Source organism: Barnesiella sp. WM24 (assembly GCF_004570975.1).
Taxonomy (GTDB): Bacteria; Bacteroidota; Bacteroidia; order Bacteroidales; family Muribaculaceae; genus Muribaculum.
Map to the genome: position 1 here is coordinate 76,991 of NZ_SPPC01000001.1, position 19,122 is coordinate 96,112.

Annotated in this window: 14 protein-coding genes and 1 pseudogene; 6 read left to right on the forward strand and 9 right to left on the reverse strand. The window is 49.3% G+C overall.

Annotated features, from left to right (window positions below):
- Window positions 1-180: 180 nt before the first annotated feature.
- The 3 genes and pseudogenes from E4T81_RS00335 to E4T81_RS00345 all read right to left on the reverse strand — a co-directional run.
- Window positions 181-930, reverse strand: coding sequence for a succinate dehydrogenase/fumarate reductase iron-sulfur subunit (locus E4T81_RS00335; protein ID WP_135040413.1), 750 nt, complete (start codon window positions 928-930; stop codon window positions 181-183).
- Between the two features lie 31 nt (window positions 931-961).
- Window positions 962-2,941 carry a fumarate reductase/succinate dehydrogenase flavoprotein subunit gene (locus E4T81_RS00340; RefSeq protein WP_135040857.1) on the reverse strand — a complete coding sequence of 660 codons (1,980 nt, stop codon included), beginning with the start codon at window positions 2,939-2,941 and terminating at the stop codon, window positions 962-964.
- A gap of 329 nt (window positions 2,942-3,270) precedes the next feature.
- A pseudogene (locus E4T81_RS00345) lies at window positions 3,271-3,930 on the reverse strand (succinate dehydrogenase cytochrome b subunit); the annotation flags it as partial.
- 476 nt (window positions 3,931-4,406) lie between these two features.
- On the opposite strand from E4T81_RS00345, the gene E4T81_RS00350 reads away from it, so the two are divergent.
- From E4T81_RS00350 to aroB, 4 genes are read left to right on the forward strand one after another with little or no spacing between them, the layout of a single operon-like run.
- Window positions 4,407-5,150: a DUF5715 family protein gene (locus tag E4T81_RS00350; RefSeq protein ID WP_135040417.1), complete on the forward strand. Its 744-nt coding sequence runs from the start codon at window positions 4,407-4,409 to the stop codon at window positions 5,148-5,150.
- The gene (locus E4T81_RS00355) at window positions 5,147-8,584 is read left to right on the forward strand and encodes a hypothetical protein (protein WP_135040419.1); all 3,438 of its coding nucleotides are present in this window, start codon (window positions 5,147-5,149) and stop codon (window positions 8,582-8,584) included. Before E4T81_RS00350 ends, E4T81_RS00355 begins: the two co-directional genes overlap by 4 nt.
- Window positions 8,581-9,321 carry an HAD family phosphatase gene (locus E4T81_RS00360; RefSeq protein ID WP_135040421.1) on the forward strand — a complete coding sequence of 247 codons (741 nt, stop codon included), beginning with the start codon at window positions 8,581-8,583 and terminating at the stop codon, window positions 9,319-9,321. The genes E4T81_RS00355 and E4T81_RS00360 overlap by 4 nt, the downstream gene beginning before the upstream one ends.
- Window positions 9,322-9,339: 18 nt before the next feature.
- The gene (aroB, locus tag E4T81_RS00365; protein WP_135040423.1) at window positions 9,340-10,404 is read left to right on the forward strand and encodes a 3-dehydroquinate synthase; all 1,065 of its coding nucleotides are present in this window, start codon (window positions 9,340-9,342) and stop codon (window positions 10,402-10,404) included.
- Window positions 10,405-10,438: 34 nt separating this feature from the next.
- Here aroB and E4T81_RS00370 read toward each other — a convergent pair whose 3' ends face one another.
- The 6 genes from E4T81_RS00370 to E4T81_RS00395 all read right to left on the reverse strand — a co-directional run bounded on the left by E4T81_RS00370 (window position 10,439) and on the right by E4T81_RS00395 (window position 17,159).
- On the reverse strand, window positions 10,439-11,560 hold the full coding sequence (locus tag E4T81_RS00370; protein WP_135040425.1) for an AI-2E family transporter: 1,122 nt from the start codon (window positions 11,558-11,560) through the stop codon (window positions 10,439-10,441).
- 168 nt (window positions 11,561-11,728) lie between these two features.
- Window positions 11,729-14,539 (reverse strand): TonB-dependent receptor, encoded by a 2,811-nt coding sequence (locus E4T81_RS00375; protein ID WP_135040427.1) that lies wholly within the window; start codon window positions 14,537-14,539, stop codon window positions 11,729-11,731.
- A gap of 156 nt (window positions 14,540-14,695) precedes the next feature.
- Window positions 14,696-15,172, reverse strand: coding sequence for a cytidine deaminase (gene cdd, locus E4T81_RS00380; RefSeq protein WP_135040429.1), 477 nt, complete (start codon window positions 15,170-15,172; stop codon window positions 14,696-14,698).
- 105 nt (window positions 15,173-15,277) lie between these two features.
- Window positions 15,278-16,261 carry a beta-ketoacyl-ACP synthase III gene (locus E4T81_RS00385; RefSeq protein WP_135040431.1) on the reverse strand — a complete coding sequence of 328 codons (984 nt, stop codon included), beginning with the start codon at window positions 16,259-16,261 and terminating at the stop codon, window positions 15,278-15,280.
- A gap of 114 nt (window positions 16,262-16,375) precedes the next feature.
- Window positions 16,376-16,561, reverse strand: a complete 186-nt coding sequence (gene rpmF / locus E4T81_RS00390) for a 50S ribosomal protein L32 (RefSeq protein WP_135040433.1) — start codon at window positions 16,559-16,561, stop codon at window positions 16,376-16,378.
- Window positions 16,562-16,577: 16 nt separating this feature from the next.
- Window positions 16,578-17,159, reverse strand: coding sequence for a DUF177 domain-containing protein (locus tag E4T81_RS00395; RefSeq protein ID WP_135040435.1), 582 nt, complete (start codon window positions 17,157-17,159; stop codon window positions 16,578-16,580).
- A 290-nt stretch (window positions 17,160-17,449) separates the two neighbouring features.
- On the opposite strand from E4T81_RS00395, the gene bla reads away from it, so the two are divergent.
- On the forward strand, window positions 17,450-18,343 hold the full coding sequence (gene bla, locus E4T81_RS00400; protein WP_135040437.1) for a class A beta-lactamase: 894 nt from the start codon (window positions 17,450-17,452) through the stop codon (window positions 18,341-18,343).
- Between the two features lie 53 nt (window positions 18,344-18,396).
- On the forward strand, window positions 18,397-18,963 hold the full coding sequence (purN, locus tag E4T81_RS00405; protein ID WP_135040439.1) for a phosphoribosylglycinamide formyltransferase: 567 nt from the start codon (window positions 18,397-18,399) through the stop codon (window positions 18,961-18,963).
- Window positions 18,964-19,122: the final 159 nt, after the last annotated feature.

Genomic DNA, 19,122 nt, shown 5'->3' on the forward strand with positions numbered 1-19,122 from the left:
CGTCAATCGCCATAATACACAAAATAAAATTAACAAAAAAATACACATCGCGCCGCAATCCCCGGGAATCCCTGGGAATCCCCGGAACAATCCCCGGAACACACATTTCCGGCAAAAAACGACAATGGCGTGCGGGTCATATCGCCCACACGCCATTGTATTATCCTATAGATATAGATATCAGTCTTTAATCTTTGCCTTGATAAACTCGCGGTTAAGACGGGCTATGTTGCTCAGAGAGATGTTTTTCGGACATTCTGCCGCACATGCACCTGTATTGGTACAGTTACCGAATCCGAGTTCATCCATCTTCTTCACCATAGCACGGGCACGACGCGCACGCTCTACCTGACCCTGGGGAAGGAGAGCAAACTGGCTTACCTTTGCAGAGACAAAGAGCATTGCCGAGCCGTTCTTACAAGCTGCCACACACGCACCGCAGCCGATGCAGGTAGCTGCATCCATCGCGAGGTCAGCATTAATCTTAGAGATAGGAAGACTGTTGGCATCCTGTGCGCCTCCACAATTAAACGACACGTAACCGCCTGCCTGCTGAATCTTGTCAAACGCGTTGCGGTCTACCATAAGGTCCTTGATTACGGGGAACGCAGCCGAACGCCAAGGCTCAACCGTGATTACCTCGCCATCCTGGAAGCGACGCATGTAGAGCTGACATGTAGTGGCTCCGGTAGCGGGACCGTGGGGATGTCCGTTGATGTAAAGAGAACACATACCGCAGATACCCTCACGACAGTCATGGTCGAAGGCTACCGGCTCCTCGTGATTAGCCACGAGTTGCTCATTGAGTATGTCAAGAGTTTCAAGGAAAGAGGTATCGGTATCAGTCTCAACCGTATAAGTCTTGAACTCGCCTTTTTCCTTCGGTCCGGCTTGACGCCACACCTTAAGTTGAACAGTTATATTTGCCATTTGAGTTTACTTTTCTTAGTGATGTGAAAAATTACGACTTATAGTTACGGGTCTGAACCTTGATAGCCTCATAGTGAAGCGGCTCTTTGATAAGTTCCGGAGCCTTGTCGTCGCTTCCCTGATAGTCCCAGCACGATACGTAGAAGTAATTCTGGTCATCGCGCTTAGCCTCGCCTTCCTCAGTCTGATATTCTTCGCGGAAGTGACCGCCGCAGCTTTCGTTACGGTTAAGAGCATCGTAAGCAACGAGCTCGCCCATAGTGATAAAGTCATTAAGACGGAATGCCTTGTCAAGCTCGATGTTCATGCCGTCGGCTGTACCGGGCACATAAAGATTGGTCTGGAATTCCTTGCGGAGGTTTTTGAGCTTCTCAAGTGCGGTGGTAAGACCTTCCTTGGTGCGACCCATACCTACATACTCCCACATGATGTGACCGAGTTCCTTGTGGATTGAGTCAACAGAGCGTTTACCCTGAATCTTCAGGAAGTTTTCCTGAGCCTCAACACACTTCTTCTCAGCCTCGTCAAATTCCGGAGTGTCGGTAGAGAAACGGGGCACTGTAATCTGGTCAGAGAGATAGTTCTGGATTGTATAGGGAAGCACGAAGTAACCGTCGGCAAGACCCTGCATGAGCGCAGACGCACCAAGACGGTTGGCACCGTGGTCAGAGAAGTTACATTCACCAATTGCGAAAAGACCCTTCAGTGAAGTCTGAAGCTCGTAGTCTACCCAGATACCACCCATAGTGTAGTGGATAGCGGGGAAAATCATCATCGGGTTGTAATAAACCTCGCCGTTGATTTCACGACCCACCTCTCCGGGGTTGACGTCGGTGATTTCTTCATACATGTCAAAGAGGTTGCCATAGCGCTGACGCACTGTGTCGATTCCAAGACGGTTGATTGCATCGCTGAAGTCAAGGAACACGGCAAGACCGGTGTTGTTCACGCCAAACCCCTTGTCGCAACGCTCCTTGGCAGCACGTGAAGCAACGTCACGGGGCACGAGATTACCGAATGCCGGATAACGACGCTCAAGATAGTAGTCGCGGTCTTCTTCGGGGATGTCAGAGCCCTTGATTTCACCCGACTGAAGCTTCTTTGCATCCTCAAGCTTCTTGGGAACCCAGATACGACCGTCGTTACGAAGCGACTCTGACATGAGGGTAAGCTTTGACTGCTGGTCGCCATGCACGGGGATACAGGTGGGGTGAATCTGTACGTAAGCGGGATTAGCGAAATATGCGCCCTTGCGGTAGCAAGCCATAGCCGCGCTACAGTTACATCCCATAGCGTTGGTCGACAGGAAGTAAGCGTTTCCATATCCACCGGTGGCGATAACCACAGCGTGGGCGGCGAAGCGCTCAAACTTACCGGTCACAAGATTTTTGGCGATAATACCGCGTGCTCTTCCGTCAATCATAACCACGTCATGCATCTCATAGCGGTTGTAGCTCTTCACCTTTCCGAGGTTAATCTGGCGGTTGAGAGAAGAGTAAGCGCCGAGAAGGAGCTGCTGACCGGTCTGACCCTTTGCATAGAAAGTACGAGACACCTGTGCGCCACCGAATGAACGGTTGGCAAGCAGACCTCCGTATTCGCGAGCGAAGGGAACGCCCTGAGCCACACACTGGTCAATTATATTGTTAGACACCTCGGCAAGACGGTAGACATTTGCCTCGCGGGCACGATAGTCACCACCCTTAACAGTGTCATAGAACAAACGATATACAGAGTCACCGTCATTCTGGTAATTCTTTGCCGCGTTAATACCACCCTGCGCTGCAATCGAGTGAGCGCGACGGGGAGAGTCCTGAATGCAGAAGTTAAGTACATTGAAACCCATCTCGGCAAGAGATGACGCAGCCGACGCACCTGCAAGACCTGTACCTACAACAATAATGTCAAGACGACGCTTGTTGGCAGGGTTTACAAGCTTCTGGTGAGCCTTGTAGTTGGTCCATTTCTCAGCGATAGGACCTTCCGGGATTTTGGAATCAGCCGGATTCATCACTTTTACGTTTTCTTTAGTTAAATCCATATCGCAAATTAATTTTCAGGTTGAACATTAGTTTCCGCAGGTGTACCTTCAAGATAGTCAAGCAGGCTGACTACAGGCTCGAAGCGTGCAATCTCGTTGTTAAGCCACTCTTCGGTGACACCCATCTGCATAGCCTGCTGAGGCTCGCCGAGGAGAGCCTTGAGCTGAGAGTTGTGCTCACGTACGGTAGAAGAGAACTCGTCATATTTGAAGCGGTCAACGGGAATACCTACTGCATCGCCCATCACTTCCTTATACTGGTCGCGGAGTGTAGCGTCCTTTTTGTAGAAATCGTTGTTGGCGTTTACGGTAAACACGATAGCCTGCGCGATGAAGAGCAACACCACAATCGAAGTCCACCAGCAAGCGATGGATTTAAGGCGCGGAAGCCAGGTGATGTTATTCCATCCTGCTGACTGGAACATTGACCAGAAGCCATGGTTCATGTGAAACCACAAAGCAATGAAACCGATGATGTAGACAATCGGAGTCCATACACAAGAGAACGCCTCCTGAATGAACAGGGTACCCATCGAGGGAGGAAGCACGCTCTCTACGCCACGGATTTCCTGAAGCTGCATCTTTGCCCAGAACTGAATCATGTGTACGACAAGGAATGCAAGAATCACAATTCCGAGCACGAGCATGTTTTGAGACGACCACTCTACTGTCGCGGGCTTCTTTGACACATTGTAACGGTCGTTACCACGTGCCTTGCGGTTCTGCAAAGTCAGCCAAACAGCATAGATAATGTGCACGATGAAAAGCGCGGCAAGACCCAGAGAAGCAACCAGCGCATACCAGTTGGCTCCGAGAAACTCGCATATCACGTTGTAAGCCGACGGATACACGATTGCTACCGCGTTCATCAAGCAGTGAAAAGTAACGAATAGGACGAGGCATGCACCTGTGATGGCCATGACCAATTTACGCCCTATAGATGAGCTTGTTAACCACATAGTAGTTTTGAAATTAGAAATTAATATATTAATGAATTTTATTGTAGCTATTGTTCACCATGCAAATTTAAGACTTTTTGCTTACTGCCACAAGGATTAAGGAAATTTTTCCATAACCGGCATATTAGATTTTTTTTCAGAGGCCTGTAACGGTCCCAACCCGACAAAAGTCACGCAAAGGCGCTCGCGAGAAAAATATGTTTTACAACATCTTTTTGAAATTTCGCCGCTTTTTATTATGCAAATAAAATCAAAATCACTATACTTGCGTCATGAAATTATACAAACCAAATGTTGATACAACTCACTTTATTAAATTCTGAACATTCTACAGAATCCATCATATAATAGTAGATAGATTTCTCATGAATGGAAGGACGGCAGAGCTTGAGATAAGTAATGCCGTCTGTTTTTTTGCCGTTAGCCGACAATTCATTAATTTTACACCTTAATTTATATATTACACATTTTTATTGATGAAATCAATCTTTGCTTGCATGCTCGTTTTAGCTCCCGTGATTATGTCAATCGAAGGATGCAGCTGCTCGCGCACCGATGCGGCTGAAGCCATCGAGACAGCAACGGCAGAAAACACTGATTACTTCTCTCACTTTGACTCGATGCCCGACGGTGGCTGCATAAAAATGAAAATCAACCCTATCGGAGGATCGCTTGCACGTGTGTTCAACGACAGTAACCACATCCATCTCGCCGAGGCAAAAGCTATCGGCATCGACCCTATCGACGGAGCGGCGAAAGCGTGGAAAGTAAAGCGCAATGTAAAACGCATAGAAAGCTGCCGGGAATATTATGTAGACAATCTCACCCACTCTGTGCCTTATCTCATCCCGGAAGCCGCCGACCTGCTAAAAGAGATCGGGAAGCGGTTCAACGACTCCCTTGAAGCCAGAGGCGGTGGCGACTACAGGCTGAAAGTGACAAGTGTGTTACGCACGGAAGGCGCGGTAAAAAAGCTGCGTCGACGCAACATAAACGCGACACAGGAGTCAGCCCACAGGTATGGCACCACTTTTGACATAAGCTATGCCAAGTTTATCTGCGACTCAGTGACTGTGCCACGCACACAGGAAGACCTGAAAAATCTGCTTGGGGAAGTGCTGAAGCAGATTCGTGACGAAGAAAAATGCTTTATAAAATATGAACGTAAGCAAGGTTGCTTTCACATAACGGCAAGAAAGCCTAAAGAGCATCAATCATGAGTGAAGAAAAAAAGCAAAAAAGTATGCCCTTGAAAATAGTCAGGTGTGTGGCATATGCCATCGGCATAGTTGCGGCAATCCTGATAGCTGTCATCTCTATTGCGGTGTGGATACTCACGCCGCAGAGGCTCACGCCCATCGTGACCGACATAGCCAACAAGAGTCTTGACGCGGAAGTGTCGCTGTCACGTGCTGAGCTTACCTTCTGGAAGACATTTCCCACATTATATATAGACCTCGATTCCCTGACAGTGAAAAGCAACGCTTTCAAGTCATTGCCTCATGAAAGCCGGGAGAAGCTGCCCGTATATGCCGACACGCTTGCCGATATAGGACATTTCCGCGGTGGCATCAATGTACTTGCCCTTCTTGGCGGTAAAATAAGCCTGCACGATGTCGAGCTTTCCGGCTCAAGCGTAAATGCAGTGGCTTATGATAGCGCCACGGCAAACTATAATATCGTAGCCCCGGGCAAAGAAGAGGAAAAAGAGTCGTCGGCGTTTCCCGACATATCCATCAACAGGTTTACAATAACCGACTCCCTGCCGTTAAGATATGTTTCAGTCGCCGACAGCATCGATATAGGGGTCACCCTGTTGCGGTCAGATGTTATTTCGTCGGAAAACCCTGCCTACCGATTGCAACTGAACAGCTCGATTGCAGCGCTGCTACCGCCCGACGTAAGTATCGACTCACTGAGTCTTGCTGTCGACGGAAAAATAGAGTGGGAACATCACCCTAACGACAGATTTATTTTTAAAGACTTCACTTTAGCCATAAATCCGGTCAACGCGGTCATAAACGCAGCAATCTCTTTAGGGACAGCGGTCACTGTCGATGAATTGAACGTCAACATTGACCGGATGCCTATACTGGAGACAATCGGCATGCTGCCGGAGCAATGGCGTCCGGCAATGCCCGGTATATCCACCGACATGGCTGCCGACATAGCCATGACTCTCACCCGTAGCTATCCGCTTGACAGCAAGGGACTGCCGTGGATTGACGCGACGGTTACCGTGCCACAGTGCAGCGCGACTTACGAGGGATATGAATTTAATCACATCAGGCTTACTGCCGAAGCCGCTGTCAACGGCGACAATCCTGACGCGTCTGTCGTCAAGCTATCAGAGCTATCGGTCGGCGGCGACGGCGTTAACGTTAAGGCAACAGGCGACGTGACGTCATTACTGAGCGACCCCGCGATAAAAGGGCATGTCAATGCCGATGTAAATTTTGCACGGCTTCCAAAGTCGCTGCTGTCGATAATCCCGGGTTCGGTCAAAGGTAAATTGCAACTTGACACTGACGCAAGATTTAGATTGAGCAATCTGACTCCCAAGCAGTTTCACAAGCTACAGCTCAACGGTGACCTTGACCTGTCAGATTTCGGATTATCATCGGCAGAGCTTGGCGTAGAGCTTTATACGCGCAAAGGATGCTTCAAACTTGGCACAAACGAGGGGTTTGTCAATGACAAAATCCGTGTCGACTCCCTGCTCACCGCATCACTCAGCATCGACACCCTTGCTATGGACATCGAGGGCATCAAGGTCAACTTACGCGACCTGAAAGGAGGAATCGGATGTTCCAACAAAGCATCGTCGGCCGATACTACAGCGATAAACCCGATAGGCGGAACAATAAGAATAGCCCGTCTGCGCTACTCCGACCCCGACTCGACACGCGTCTACGCACGCGACCTGTATGTCACCTCGTCATTACGCCGCTTTGAGCAACAGGCAAGACTGCCGCTCATGAATCTCGGCGCCGGAATAGGATTCATCGCCTATGCCGACTCGATGAACCGCCTTATATTGAGGAAAGGCAATGTCAACCTCACAGCCCACATGCGACCCGTAAAGCCGATTAACCGGAGGCTCAAACAGCGCTACGACTCCATAGCCGCCCTTCATCCGGGAGCCTCACCCGACTCCGTAATTGGAATTATGCGCGGGATGATGCCCCGACGGTCGCAGGAAGCCATGTCGCAATATGACGTGGTCGACTTCGGCGTCGACAATGCCACCAAAAGACTGCTACGCAAATGGGATGTGTCTGGTTCGGTCACAGCGGAGCGTGGCAGAATGTTCACGCCCTACTTCCCCGTGCGCAACCGGCTGAGCAATGTCGACATGAAATTTTCGACCGACAGCGTTGTCCTGAACGGCTTGAAATATCAGGCTGGCAGTTCCGACTTCACCATTAACGGCGACATACGCAACATGAGACGCGCACTTACCTCGGGACGCCCGTTAAAAGTGAGCCTCACCGTCAAGAGCGACACCATTAATGTAAACGAACTTGTACAGGCTTCATATAACGGAGCGGCATTTGCAGAAAAAATCAAGGACGGCTCTGTCAAGCTTGCGGCTGTCGACTCGGAAAAGGAGCTTGACAACCTCGCCGACTCTGTTGCCGCCGAAGGGATGACGGCTGCGCTGCTTGTACCTGTAAATATCGATGCCGAAATACAGATGAACGCCAACAATATCATATACTCCGACATGTATATGTCAGATTTTGCCGGTGAACTCTTTGTCAAGGACGGAGCGGTGAATCTACGCGAGCTGTCGGCAAAGTCGGGTATCGGCGACGCCAAATTCACCGCCCTTTACACCGCGCCTACTAAAAAAGACATGCGCTTCGGATTTGGACTTGAACTGAACGACATCCATATAAAGGAATTTATCGGCATGATGCCGGCGGTGGACTCCCTGATGCCACTGCTCCAATCATTTGAAGGGCGAATAAACGCCGACGTTGCTGCGACAGCTCGCATAGACTCGATGATGGACATCGACCTGCCGTCGCTCAATGCCGCAGTGAAACTTGAAGGCAAAGACCTGGTGCTGCTTGACGCGGAGACATTCCGCACCATTTCAAAGTGGCTGATGTTCAAAGACAAGAAGACCAACGTCATACCCCACATGAATGTCGAGATGCTTGTCGAGGATTCAAGACTTGAGCTTTTCCCGTTTGTATTTGACTTCGACCGTTACAGACTTGCGGTAATGGGCTCCAACGACCTCGCCATGAATTTCAAGTATCACGTATCGGTGCTGAAATCTCCGATACCGTTTAAATTCGGCATAAACCTGTCGGGCAATGCCGACAAGATGAAAGTGCACCTTGGAAAGTCCAAATATAAGCCCGACAAAGCCGGCGAGACAATAGCTATTGTCGACACCACGCGCATCAACCTGCTCAAAGAGATTGACAATGTGTTCCGTCGCGGGGCACGCAACGCCCGTCTTGGTGCAATCAAGCCGGAAAAGCGGCCCGAGACTGTCAGCTTTGACGAGAGGGGCGACACCATCTCTCACGAAGACTCGGTAATGTTTATCAATCAAGGACTGCTTCCGGCACCACCACAACCGGAACCGGCCGCAGCCACCGACGAGAATAAAGACAAGAAAAAGAAGAAGAAATGACTGAACAGCAAGCTATAATAAACTATATGGAGCGCAACGGGCTTATGAGCTTCGCTCCTGCCGCCGCGCTCATTGACATGGACGGCACTCTATATGACTCGATGGGACACCATGCCGACGCATGGTATCGCATGATTTCCGAGCTCGGCATCGACTGCGACCATGACGAATTTTTCATGTATGAAGGAAGAACCGGTGTCGACACCATCAACATAATATTCCGCCGCGCCTATGGTCACGATGCATCGCCTGAAGAGGCAAAGGAGCTTTACCGCCGCAAGACCGTATTGTTTAGCGAAATGCCTCCTGTAGCGCCTATGCCGGGAGCGCAACGGATGGTAAAGGAGCTGCTTGACCGCAGGCTCACCACCGTGCTCGTGACAGGCTCCGGACAAAACACTCTCCTCAGCCGCCTTGACAAAGACTATCCGGGTGCATTCCCTGAAGGGATGCGTGTGACCGGGCATGATGTCACCAAGGGGAAGCCTCATCCCGAACCATTTCTGAAAGGCATGCAACTTGCAGGGGTCAATGCCGAAAACAGCATCGCCATTGACAACGCGCCGCTTGGCGTCATGGCGGGAGCAGCCTCAGGTGCATTTACGATCGGAGTGACTACCGGACCCATTCCGGAACAGGCTCTCCTTGATGCCGGAGCCGATATAGTCTACCCTTCTATGGAGGCACTCGCCGACAACATCGGCAAACTTATAAATCCGTTCAATATGTCAATCTAACTAATCCACACTCACGCTATGAAACATCAGGACTTACTGTTTACCAACGAAGTAGCCGAAGCTCTTGACAAACTGATAACCGATGCCGGGCATCCACTCACATTTATCATTGTCGATGAGAACACACGCCGCCACGTGTTGCCGCTGCTTCTCGACAAGTCATCAACCCTTTCGGGAGCAAAAATCATCACGGTCAAGCCCGGAGATGTCAATAAGAACCTCACCTCGCTTGCCGACATCTGGACAGCACTACAGGAAGGCGGAGCCAACCGCAAGTCACTGATGATAAACCTCGGAGGCGGAATGGTCACCGACATGGGCGGATTTGCCGCCTCGACATTCAAGCGTGGCATACGCTTCATCAATATCCCCACCACCCTGCTCTCTGCCGTCGACGCTGCGGTAGGCGGCAAGACAGGCATAAATTTCAATGGACTAAAAAATGAAATCGGAGTGTTCAACGAGGCCGATGCCGTAATCATCTCGACCTGCTATCTCTCCACCTTGCCGGTAGAAGAACTCCACTCAGGATATGCTGAAATGCTGAAACATGGCCTCATCGACAATCGCGACAACTATGACCGTTTGCTCGGCTATCGCATAGAAGACGCCGACCCCGCGCGCCTTCTTGACCTTCTGAAAGAGTCGGTCATGGTAAAACGCCGTATTGTCGAAGAAGACCCGCATGAACATGGCATACGCAGGGCGCTAAATCTCGGGCACACAATAGGACACGCGTTTGAAAGCCTCGCCATGCGCCGTGAATCGCCCGTCCCCCACGGCTTTGCCGTGGCATGGGGTTGCGTGACAGAACTCGTGCTGAGCCACATGAAAACCGGATTCCCGTCGGCAGAGCTACAGCGATTTGCCGCTTATATCTACGAAAATTACGGCTCATTCCCGATAACCTGCGAAGATTATCCCGAACTGCTTGAGCTTATGCATCACGACAAAAAAAATGTCGACTCCGACATTAACTTCACCCTTCTCGGCGGCATAGGCGAAATACACATCGACTGCACCGCGTCGGAAGACGAAATCAAAACCGCTCTCGACATATTCCGCGACCTCACCCACCAATAGCGAGACCGGCGACATTCTGATACTGAGGACAGGCTCAGCTATTATTCAAGGTCATGTCGCCGCCGACGTTCTTTTCTTCAACAGAAGCCGGGGCGCGGTTGATGACATATTGCTCATAGTAGGAGATGAGGAGTGTTGTCAGCGGGAGGGCGATTATCATGCCTATGAGTCCGAGCAACGTACCCCACACTGAAAGCGACAGCAGGATTATAGCCGGGTTAAGGCCCAGTGCCTTTCCCATAATCCTCGGTGTAAGGATATAGTCACATATACACTGACTGACAACATACACAAGCAGACATTTCCCAAACTCCGGAAAGAAGCCTACAGCCCCACCGAGCGAGTCGATGAAGCATACAGCCGCAACGGGTATAAGCGTGACATACTGGAAGTAAGGAATCAGGTAAAGAATGCCGACAAGGATACCGAGCACTATCGCGAGCGGGATGCCCACTATCGAGAAACCTATGCAGTAGAACACCGCGGCGCAGAGGGCTATAAGCGCCTGTCCGCGGAAATACTTGTTCATGCTGTCTTTTATGTCGTCGCCCACCTTATAGGCTACCGGACGGAAGCGCGGAGGCACAAGCAGCCGGAATCCTCTCATCAGCTGCGGGTAGTCAATCAGGATAAAAATCACATAAATGAATGTCAGCAGCCACTCGACCGCATGCATCAGCACTCCCACAGAACGCGAGATAAACGAAGTGCCCCGGTCAAGTATTGTCATCATGTGCTGCCCGTCGAAGTAACGGGTCAGGTCATCGATGTCGAAATGAACGCTTACATACTCATGAAGCGCCTTCGGGATAAGCCGCGAGGTAATATCCTTGTCGGAATACTTGTTGATAAGCTCCGACATCTGATGAATCTCGTCAAGCACCGACGGCACAAAGAAGTAGCACAGCAGCCCTACAAGAAGCGTCACTTCCAACAGGGTGATGAACACCGGGACTATGCGCCGTTTAAAATGAAGCAGCTTACGGTTGAACTCGACAGCAGGCTCAAGCATATAGGCGAGCAGACACGCCAGACAGAATGGCAGCAATACATCCTTCAGGATGTTGACAAGCCACACAAAACCGGCGATTACGGCAAGCGAGATGACCAAACGCACTACCCGGTCAAATGTATAGGGGCGACGGGATATCAGCATAATGTTAATACCTGATGAATTGACATCATTTATATTATAATAACATTACGGGGTAAAAAGTTTTGAGCCACAGACCTAATCACAGGCATGTGGCTCAATTTTCAAGTGTGGAATAGAAAATATATATGAGTATAGTGCAATCTTTTCCGATGAAGGATCACCGCTTTATCACCTCGGAGGGCGACCGCCGGGTCCGCCCGGTCCACGACGGGAATTGCGGTCGGTAGGCTGGTTGCCGGCCCCGAATGTATTGAAGCGATAAGAGAATGTTATCATGAAGTAGCGGGTAAGCGAGTTATAGCTTGTATCGTCGATATAGTTGGCGGTCACATTACGCATGATGCTCTTGCGCTGCTGCAGCAGGTCATAGCCTTTAATCGCCACTGTAGCCTCCTTGCCTTTCAGGAACTGATAGGCGATTGACGCATTCCACATCCACTGGTTCTGGTCATAGCCTGCCGAGTAACCGTTAGTGCCGGTGAAGCTCAGGTCAGTATTGATGACAAGTCCGAAAGGCGCATACCATCCGGCATTGAACATGCCGCCGTAAGTCTGCACGGAGCGGTTTGCCGCTGTCTGTAGCGAATTATGGGTCTCCTGGAGGTTGAAATAAGGACGAAGTTCAAATTCCCAGTTCTCGGGACGGAACGCAAGCGACACCGACGGACCGATATTGAAAGAGCCGCTTCGGTTACGCTCTCCGTTGTTGAAACCGATAGCCTGGCTATAGCGGGCAAAAAGGTTTCCGTTAAACTGCCAGTTTTTATTGCGCAGCGGGAATGAAATCATGCTGAAGAGATTGGCATTCCAGTTGCCGTTGACATTTTCATATGTAGTCAGCTGACCGCCCGTCTCACGGTTAAACTGAGTATTTGACACAATGCTGTTTTGAGTGATGCCGACATTTGCCATTGCCATAATCGAACGCTGAGCGTCCACATTAAAGTCGCTGAAACGCACCCTTACATTGTGATTGAACGAAGGCTTCAATTCCGGATTACCGACCACGATACGAAGAGGATTGCTCATGTCGGCGACGGGCTGCAACTGCGTCATCGACGGTTCGCTCGCATTGCCGCGGTAGTCGACATTCATATTGCGGGTCTTGTTAAACTTATAGCGGAAGCGCAGATAAGGCGACACGTTGAACACCCAGCGCGTGGCAATGTCACGGGCACTGTTGATAAGGTCCTTGCTCTTTGACATGGACGGGACAAACGCCATACCGACATTAAGTGTATAATCCCTCCTGACCTGACGGAATCCTACCTGCATGCGCTGCGTGAAGAAGTCATTGCGGAAACGGTTGCTGAGCTCATCGTTAAACACGTTTTGCAGATAATCCACAACCGGGTCATAACCTCCGTCGGGGAAAGTCACCGGATGGTCATAGACCATCTTGTCGGCATTGTTCCAGCGGTAACTCATGCGATAGCTTATCTCGATGAACCTTCCGTTTTTGACATCACCGATAGGCTCGGTCCAGGTAAGGCGTCCGCCTACACGGTTGCTCCATGTATGATTGTCGGTAAACTGGTCATATACATCAAGACTGTCATTGCCAAGTATATTTTTGAGCAGATAAAAGCGGTTGTAGGAATAGCTGAAATCCTTCTCCTTGACATTGCTCATGCTGTAGTCTACAGCAATTGAGAATGACCTTCCGGGATGAGACTTGAAGTTATGATTAAACCATAGTTCACCACCAAATTCATAAGAGTTTCCGTCAGAGCTGCCGGTATTGATACTCCTTGTCACCAGTGAACGGGCAAGGTCGCCGGCAAATGTGCGGGAAGAGTCGGCGCTGACCGACTTATTATAATTCAAAGAGAATCGCGGTCTAAACTCAAGTGTGGTAAGAGTATCCATTTTCCACTTCACCCGGAAATCACCGCGGATGTTATGACCCTTGTCGCGGCTTCCGGAGCGGCTGCTCAGATAAGAGGTGGAGTCAGTAAACAGATACTGGCGTTCCTGCGATGTGCGGGTGTCCTGGTCGGTGTGGCTATAAAGCAGGTCACCGCCGACACGAAACGACTCGTCGCCTTTGCCTACATTGAAATTCACACCAAATGACTGAGAGGTGTTGATACCGTTATTGCCACCGAACCGGCGGAAACGGCTGCCGTTACTGTCAGTAAAGCCAAGCTGGTTTATATTGTTGAAATTACCGAGAAATGTAATCTGGTTATCATTCCAGAACCTGTTGACATTGAAATCAGCGGCATAACGGTCATCAGTGCCATATCCGCCATTGACAACGCCAAACCATCCGTTTTTCATACCTTTCTTCACCGTAAGGTTAATCACGGTCTCCTCTTCTCCGTCATCTACGCCTGTAAGTCGCGCAAGGTCGCTCTTGCGGTCAACGACCTGCAGCTTGTCAATCATATTTGCCGGAAGATTCTTAGACGCCACCTTAGGGTCGTCAGAGAAAAACTCCTTGCCGTCCACAAGGATTTTTGTCACTTCCTTGCCTCCCGCCTTGATTTTACCGTCAGAGTCGACCTCAACACCGGGGAGCTTCTTCAGAAGGTCCTCCATGACGGCATTGGGCTGTGTCTTGTAGGAGCCGGCATTATATTCGAGAGTGTCTTCCTTTGCCACAATCTCAGTCTTCACTCCTGTCACAACCGCCTCTTTCAACATGATTGACGACTCCTTCATCTTCACCGGAACCGTCACGTTTTTGTCGGCGACCTTTGTGTTGACAGTCGCATTATCATAACCGATATAACTTGTCTGTACAATATAGGAGCCTGCCTTTATGTCCCTTAGAGAAAATTTACCATTAACATCAGTTGTAGTACCCTTTACAAACGCACTGTCCCTTGCGGAAAGCAGCCTGACTGTCGCCTCTATAAGAGGGTCGCCATTTTCATCGGTCACCGTACCCCTTACATTTGCGGCAACAAGTGAGGCGCAACCTAAAATTACAGCAGAGAATGCCGTCAGGCACTTTTTGAGATTCAAACCCATTGGTGTAGTAAGTTATTATTTGATCGTCAGTTATAATTAATTCACAATCACTTTGACTTACTAACTAAATAAAGGTTTAATTTACACTCATCTTTTTTTCAAAAAAAATTCAACCGCCTTTCACAAGCGTCATGGCATGACAAGGCGGCATGACGCTCACTCAAACGAGGTAAAAGCCAAGGGCAGCAGCGACTTGACCGACGGAAGGACATAGATGTTACCGCGTCCGGCAAGAATCACCTTTACATCACGAGAGGCAAGCTGCTCATACTCTGCCAGCACCTGGCGGCAAGCACCGCAAGGAGATATAGGCTCGGCGACCTCTTCTCCCGAAGTGTCACGCGCGGCAATGGCAATCGCAGTGAATCTTGCATCGGGATAATTGGCATTGGCATAGAACGCAGCTGTGCGCTCGGCACATATACCTGATGGATAAGCGGCATTTTCCTGATTGGACCCGGTCACTATCTCCCCGTTATCAAGAAGCACAGCAGCGCCTACGCTGAAAAGGCTATATGGCGCGTACGACTTCCGGGTCATGCCACGGGCGGCATCGACAAGGCGACGGTCGCTCTCGGAAAGTTCGTCATATCCTACCGACAATACTGGGGTTATAATATTCAGCTCCTTCATAGAATCTTAATTTATGGTTATCGTCACTGCAAATATAAAATAAAACCGGGAAACGTCAAATGACATTTCCCGGTTTTATAGAGTTATTAAGAAGAATTTTCTTGATTAGAGATCCCAGATCACATAGAGCGCGCCCCATGTGAATCCGGCGCCAAATGCCGTCAGAATCATCTTGTCGCCTTTCTTCAGCTTATCCTTGTATTCATTTATACATAGCGGGATTGAAGCTGCGGAAGTGTTGCCGTAATGCTCGATATTGACAAGCACCTTGTCATGGCTGATACCGGCGCGTTCCGATACAGCCTCGATTATACGGAGGTTGGCCTGATGAGGCACAAGCCAGTCCACATCTTCCATTGTCAGTCCGTTGCGGGTAGCCACATCAATCGATGATGTGAGCATGTCGGTCACTGCATGCTTATAGACAGCCCTGCCCTCCTGATAGATATAATGTTCGTCAGCATCGACTGTCTCATGAGTGGCAGGCTTTACAGAGCCGCCGGCCTTCATCACGAGGTGAGGCAGACCGGTACCGTCAATGTGGAACACACCGTCGATTACACCTACCTTCTCTTCACTCGGCTCAATCAGCATACAACCGGCTGCATCACCAAAAAGCGGACAGGTAGCACGGTCCTTGTAATTGGTCATTGACGACATCTTCTCAGCGGCAACGACCACGATTTTTTTATACATGCCTGAGCGAATGTAGGCAGAGGCGTCCTGAAGAGCCACGAGAAATCCGGCACAAGCCGCCTGGATGTCGTAAGCATAGGCATGAGTCAGGTTACACTCATGAGCAATCACAGAGCCCGTCGAGGGGAAGCGATAATCAGGGTTGGATGTGGCGCATATCAGCAAGTCCACGTCTTCCGGATTTGTTCCGGTTGACTCAAGCAGGCTGTTGACCGCCTTTATGCCGAGATAAGATGACCCGGCACCTTCTTTATGAAGGATACGACGTTGCTTTATACCTACACGGGTGGTAATCCACTCGTCGTTAGTGTCCACCATCTTTGACAACATGTCATTGTCAAGTATGTCATCGGGGACATACGCTGCAACACCTGCAATTCTTGGGTATAGCATAGTTATTACTTATTCTTGTTGCAAATGAATAAAAACATCATCTCCCGGGCATATCAGAATAGCCCGGGGAGTGAAGTCTTAATCGAATAAGAGGCAGAGAGTGACCTTCTATGCTTAGACAGCAGCAGGCTTTTCGATAGCGAGTTTACCACGGTAGTAGCCACACTCGGGGCATACACAATGGTATACATGCCATGAGCCACAGTGAGGGCAGATTGCCAATGTGGGTTCAACTGCCTTGTCGTGAGTTCTGCGCTTTGCAGTACGAGTCTTCGATTGTCTACGTTTAGGATGTGCCATTTGTACTATGTTTTTATTAATTGTTATCTGTCAGTTTCTTCAATTCATCCCACCGCGGATCGGTAGGTGCATCGCTGTCATCGACCTCATCGATTTCCTCCATCATATCCTCGACCATGCCTTCATCCTCTTCGCTCATCGCGCCGGGTGCACGATGCTTCTTCAGCAGCGAGCTCATCGCGCGGTTGCATTTTCCAAGCGGATGCACATGCTTGATAGGTATGGTAAGAGCAACAGTGTCATAAATCATGTACGCGATGTTAAGATACTGATCGCTCTCCGGAATCTCAAGAAGTTCATCAGAGTCATCGCAATAGTCGGGACCATACTTCACATATATATGATAGGATGTGTCGACAGGCCATTGCAGCTCATCAAGACAGCGGTCACAGATAAGGGTGATTTCGCCCTTGACCGTGATCGTAAGCTCATACATGTCATCCTTATAGATGACGTTGACATGCACGTCGAGATTGGCGTCGCGTATATCGGCGCTTTCCATGTCGACGAAAAATTGCTTGTCAAGATGATAGTCAAAGTCATGACTTCCGACAGGCAATGTCTTTAAGGGGAGCTTAAATGCTGAAAACTTTCCCACGATGAATTTTTTGTTGAAAAACCGCCGCAAAGTTATACATTATCCTTGAATTAAGCAACTTTTGTCCAAAAATTTAATTCTTCTGATGCCGCAACCTGCTCCTACAACGCATCTGCCCTGCTTTATACAGGGCGATTTCACCCCTTCCGCAGCCAAACACAATCTGAAGCTCCGGAAAGCGCACATCCTTACTCTATCCGCGCCAATTCAAATAATATGTCGCGAAATTAGTGAAAATTCATGCCGTTTTGGTATTTTTGCAATCCACAAATAAGAATTTAGTCAATCTTATGAATAGATTTCTTCTTTTATTGACAATAATATTAATGTATTCTTTTCCGGCAGCAGCCGTGTCGGAGAAAACCCTCATGGAGCACCGACTGTCGGAATATGTCTCAGGAAAAGATGCCACAATAGGGATTGCCGTAATCATAAACGGCAACGATACGGTCGCAGTCAATGGAGATAAAGATTTCCCGATGTTAAGCGTGTACAAATTCCCGCAGGCGCTTGCTGTCGCCGATTATTGCAAACGTCACGACATAGGTCTTGGCGACACGGTAGCGGTCAAGGCAACGGAATTAAAGATTGACACATGGAGTCCGCTAAGAGACAAGTATGGGATTTCCGACCTGACGGTTACCATCAACGAGCTCCTTGAATACACGCTGCAGCTCAGCGACAACAATGCGTGTGACATTCTGTTCCGACTAATCGGTGGCACTCAGGCAGCCGACAGCCTGATGAAAAGCATGGGATATAATGACATCCATATCATATCGACAGAAGACGAGATGCACAAGGACCTGAGCCTATGCTATCTTAACAGCTCGACTCCGATAGCGATGGCACGGCTGTTTGACCGGTTTTATCGTGAAATAGAGAGAAACGGGTTAAACACCCACAGGGTTATAGGCGAGATTATGACATCATGCACCACCGGAGCCAACCGACTCCCAGCACCGCTAAAATCATCCGATGCCATAATCGGACACAAGACAGGAACAGGTGACACCAACAGCCTGGGGCGCATAATCGGAATCAACGATGCCGGAGTCGTATATCTCCCTGACGGCAACACCTACTCTATCGCTGTGTTTATCAAAGATTCAGCGTATGACATGGCTGAGACCGAAAAAATGATTGCCGAGATTTCAGAGCTGGTCTACAAATCCTTGCCTTAATAAATCACAGCAGTAAAACCATCATAAAACCCGCTTTAAATTACTACAAGCCGATGAAACTTGCTATTTTCGCGTCAGGCGACGGCTCAAATGCCGAAAACATAATCAAATATTTCAATTCACGCGATTGCGATGGAGAGGTGGCCCTTGTCGTGTCAAACCGTCAATCGGCCAAGGTCGTGCAACGCGCCGGGCAGCTCAACGTCCCTGTAGCTGTATTGTCACGCGATGAGATAAACGACCCAGACAAACTATGTCACCTGATGGACCGACATGACATCAACGCGGTAATCCTTGCCGGATTTCTGCTCCCGATACCCACATTCTTGATAAAGCGCTACAATAATCTCATCATAAACATTCATCCGGCATTGCTCCCTAAATATGGCGGGAAAGGCATGTATGGCAGGCATGTCCATGAAGCGGTAGTGGCGGCAGGAGAAGCCGAAACCGGCATAACCATCCATTACGTAACCGAGCATTATGACGAGGGAGAGATCATCTTTCAGGCGAAAACGGCAATTTCTCCCGATGACGGACCCGATGAAGTAGCAGAAAAAGTACATGCCCTTGAATACCTATATTATCCGAAGGTAATAGCCGAGACCCTCTTACGATAGGCAGGAGAGCGGGTAGTCTTGACAATTTTTATCCATTTATTTGCAAAAAGTTTAATAAGCGACATCTTTGTTTGAAAATATTTGCATAGAAATATCAAAGCATTTAAATTTGCATAAAATCAAGCCTTGCATAAACACATTAACTATCCAACCAAAGAA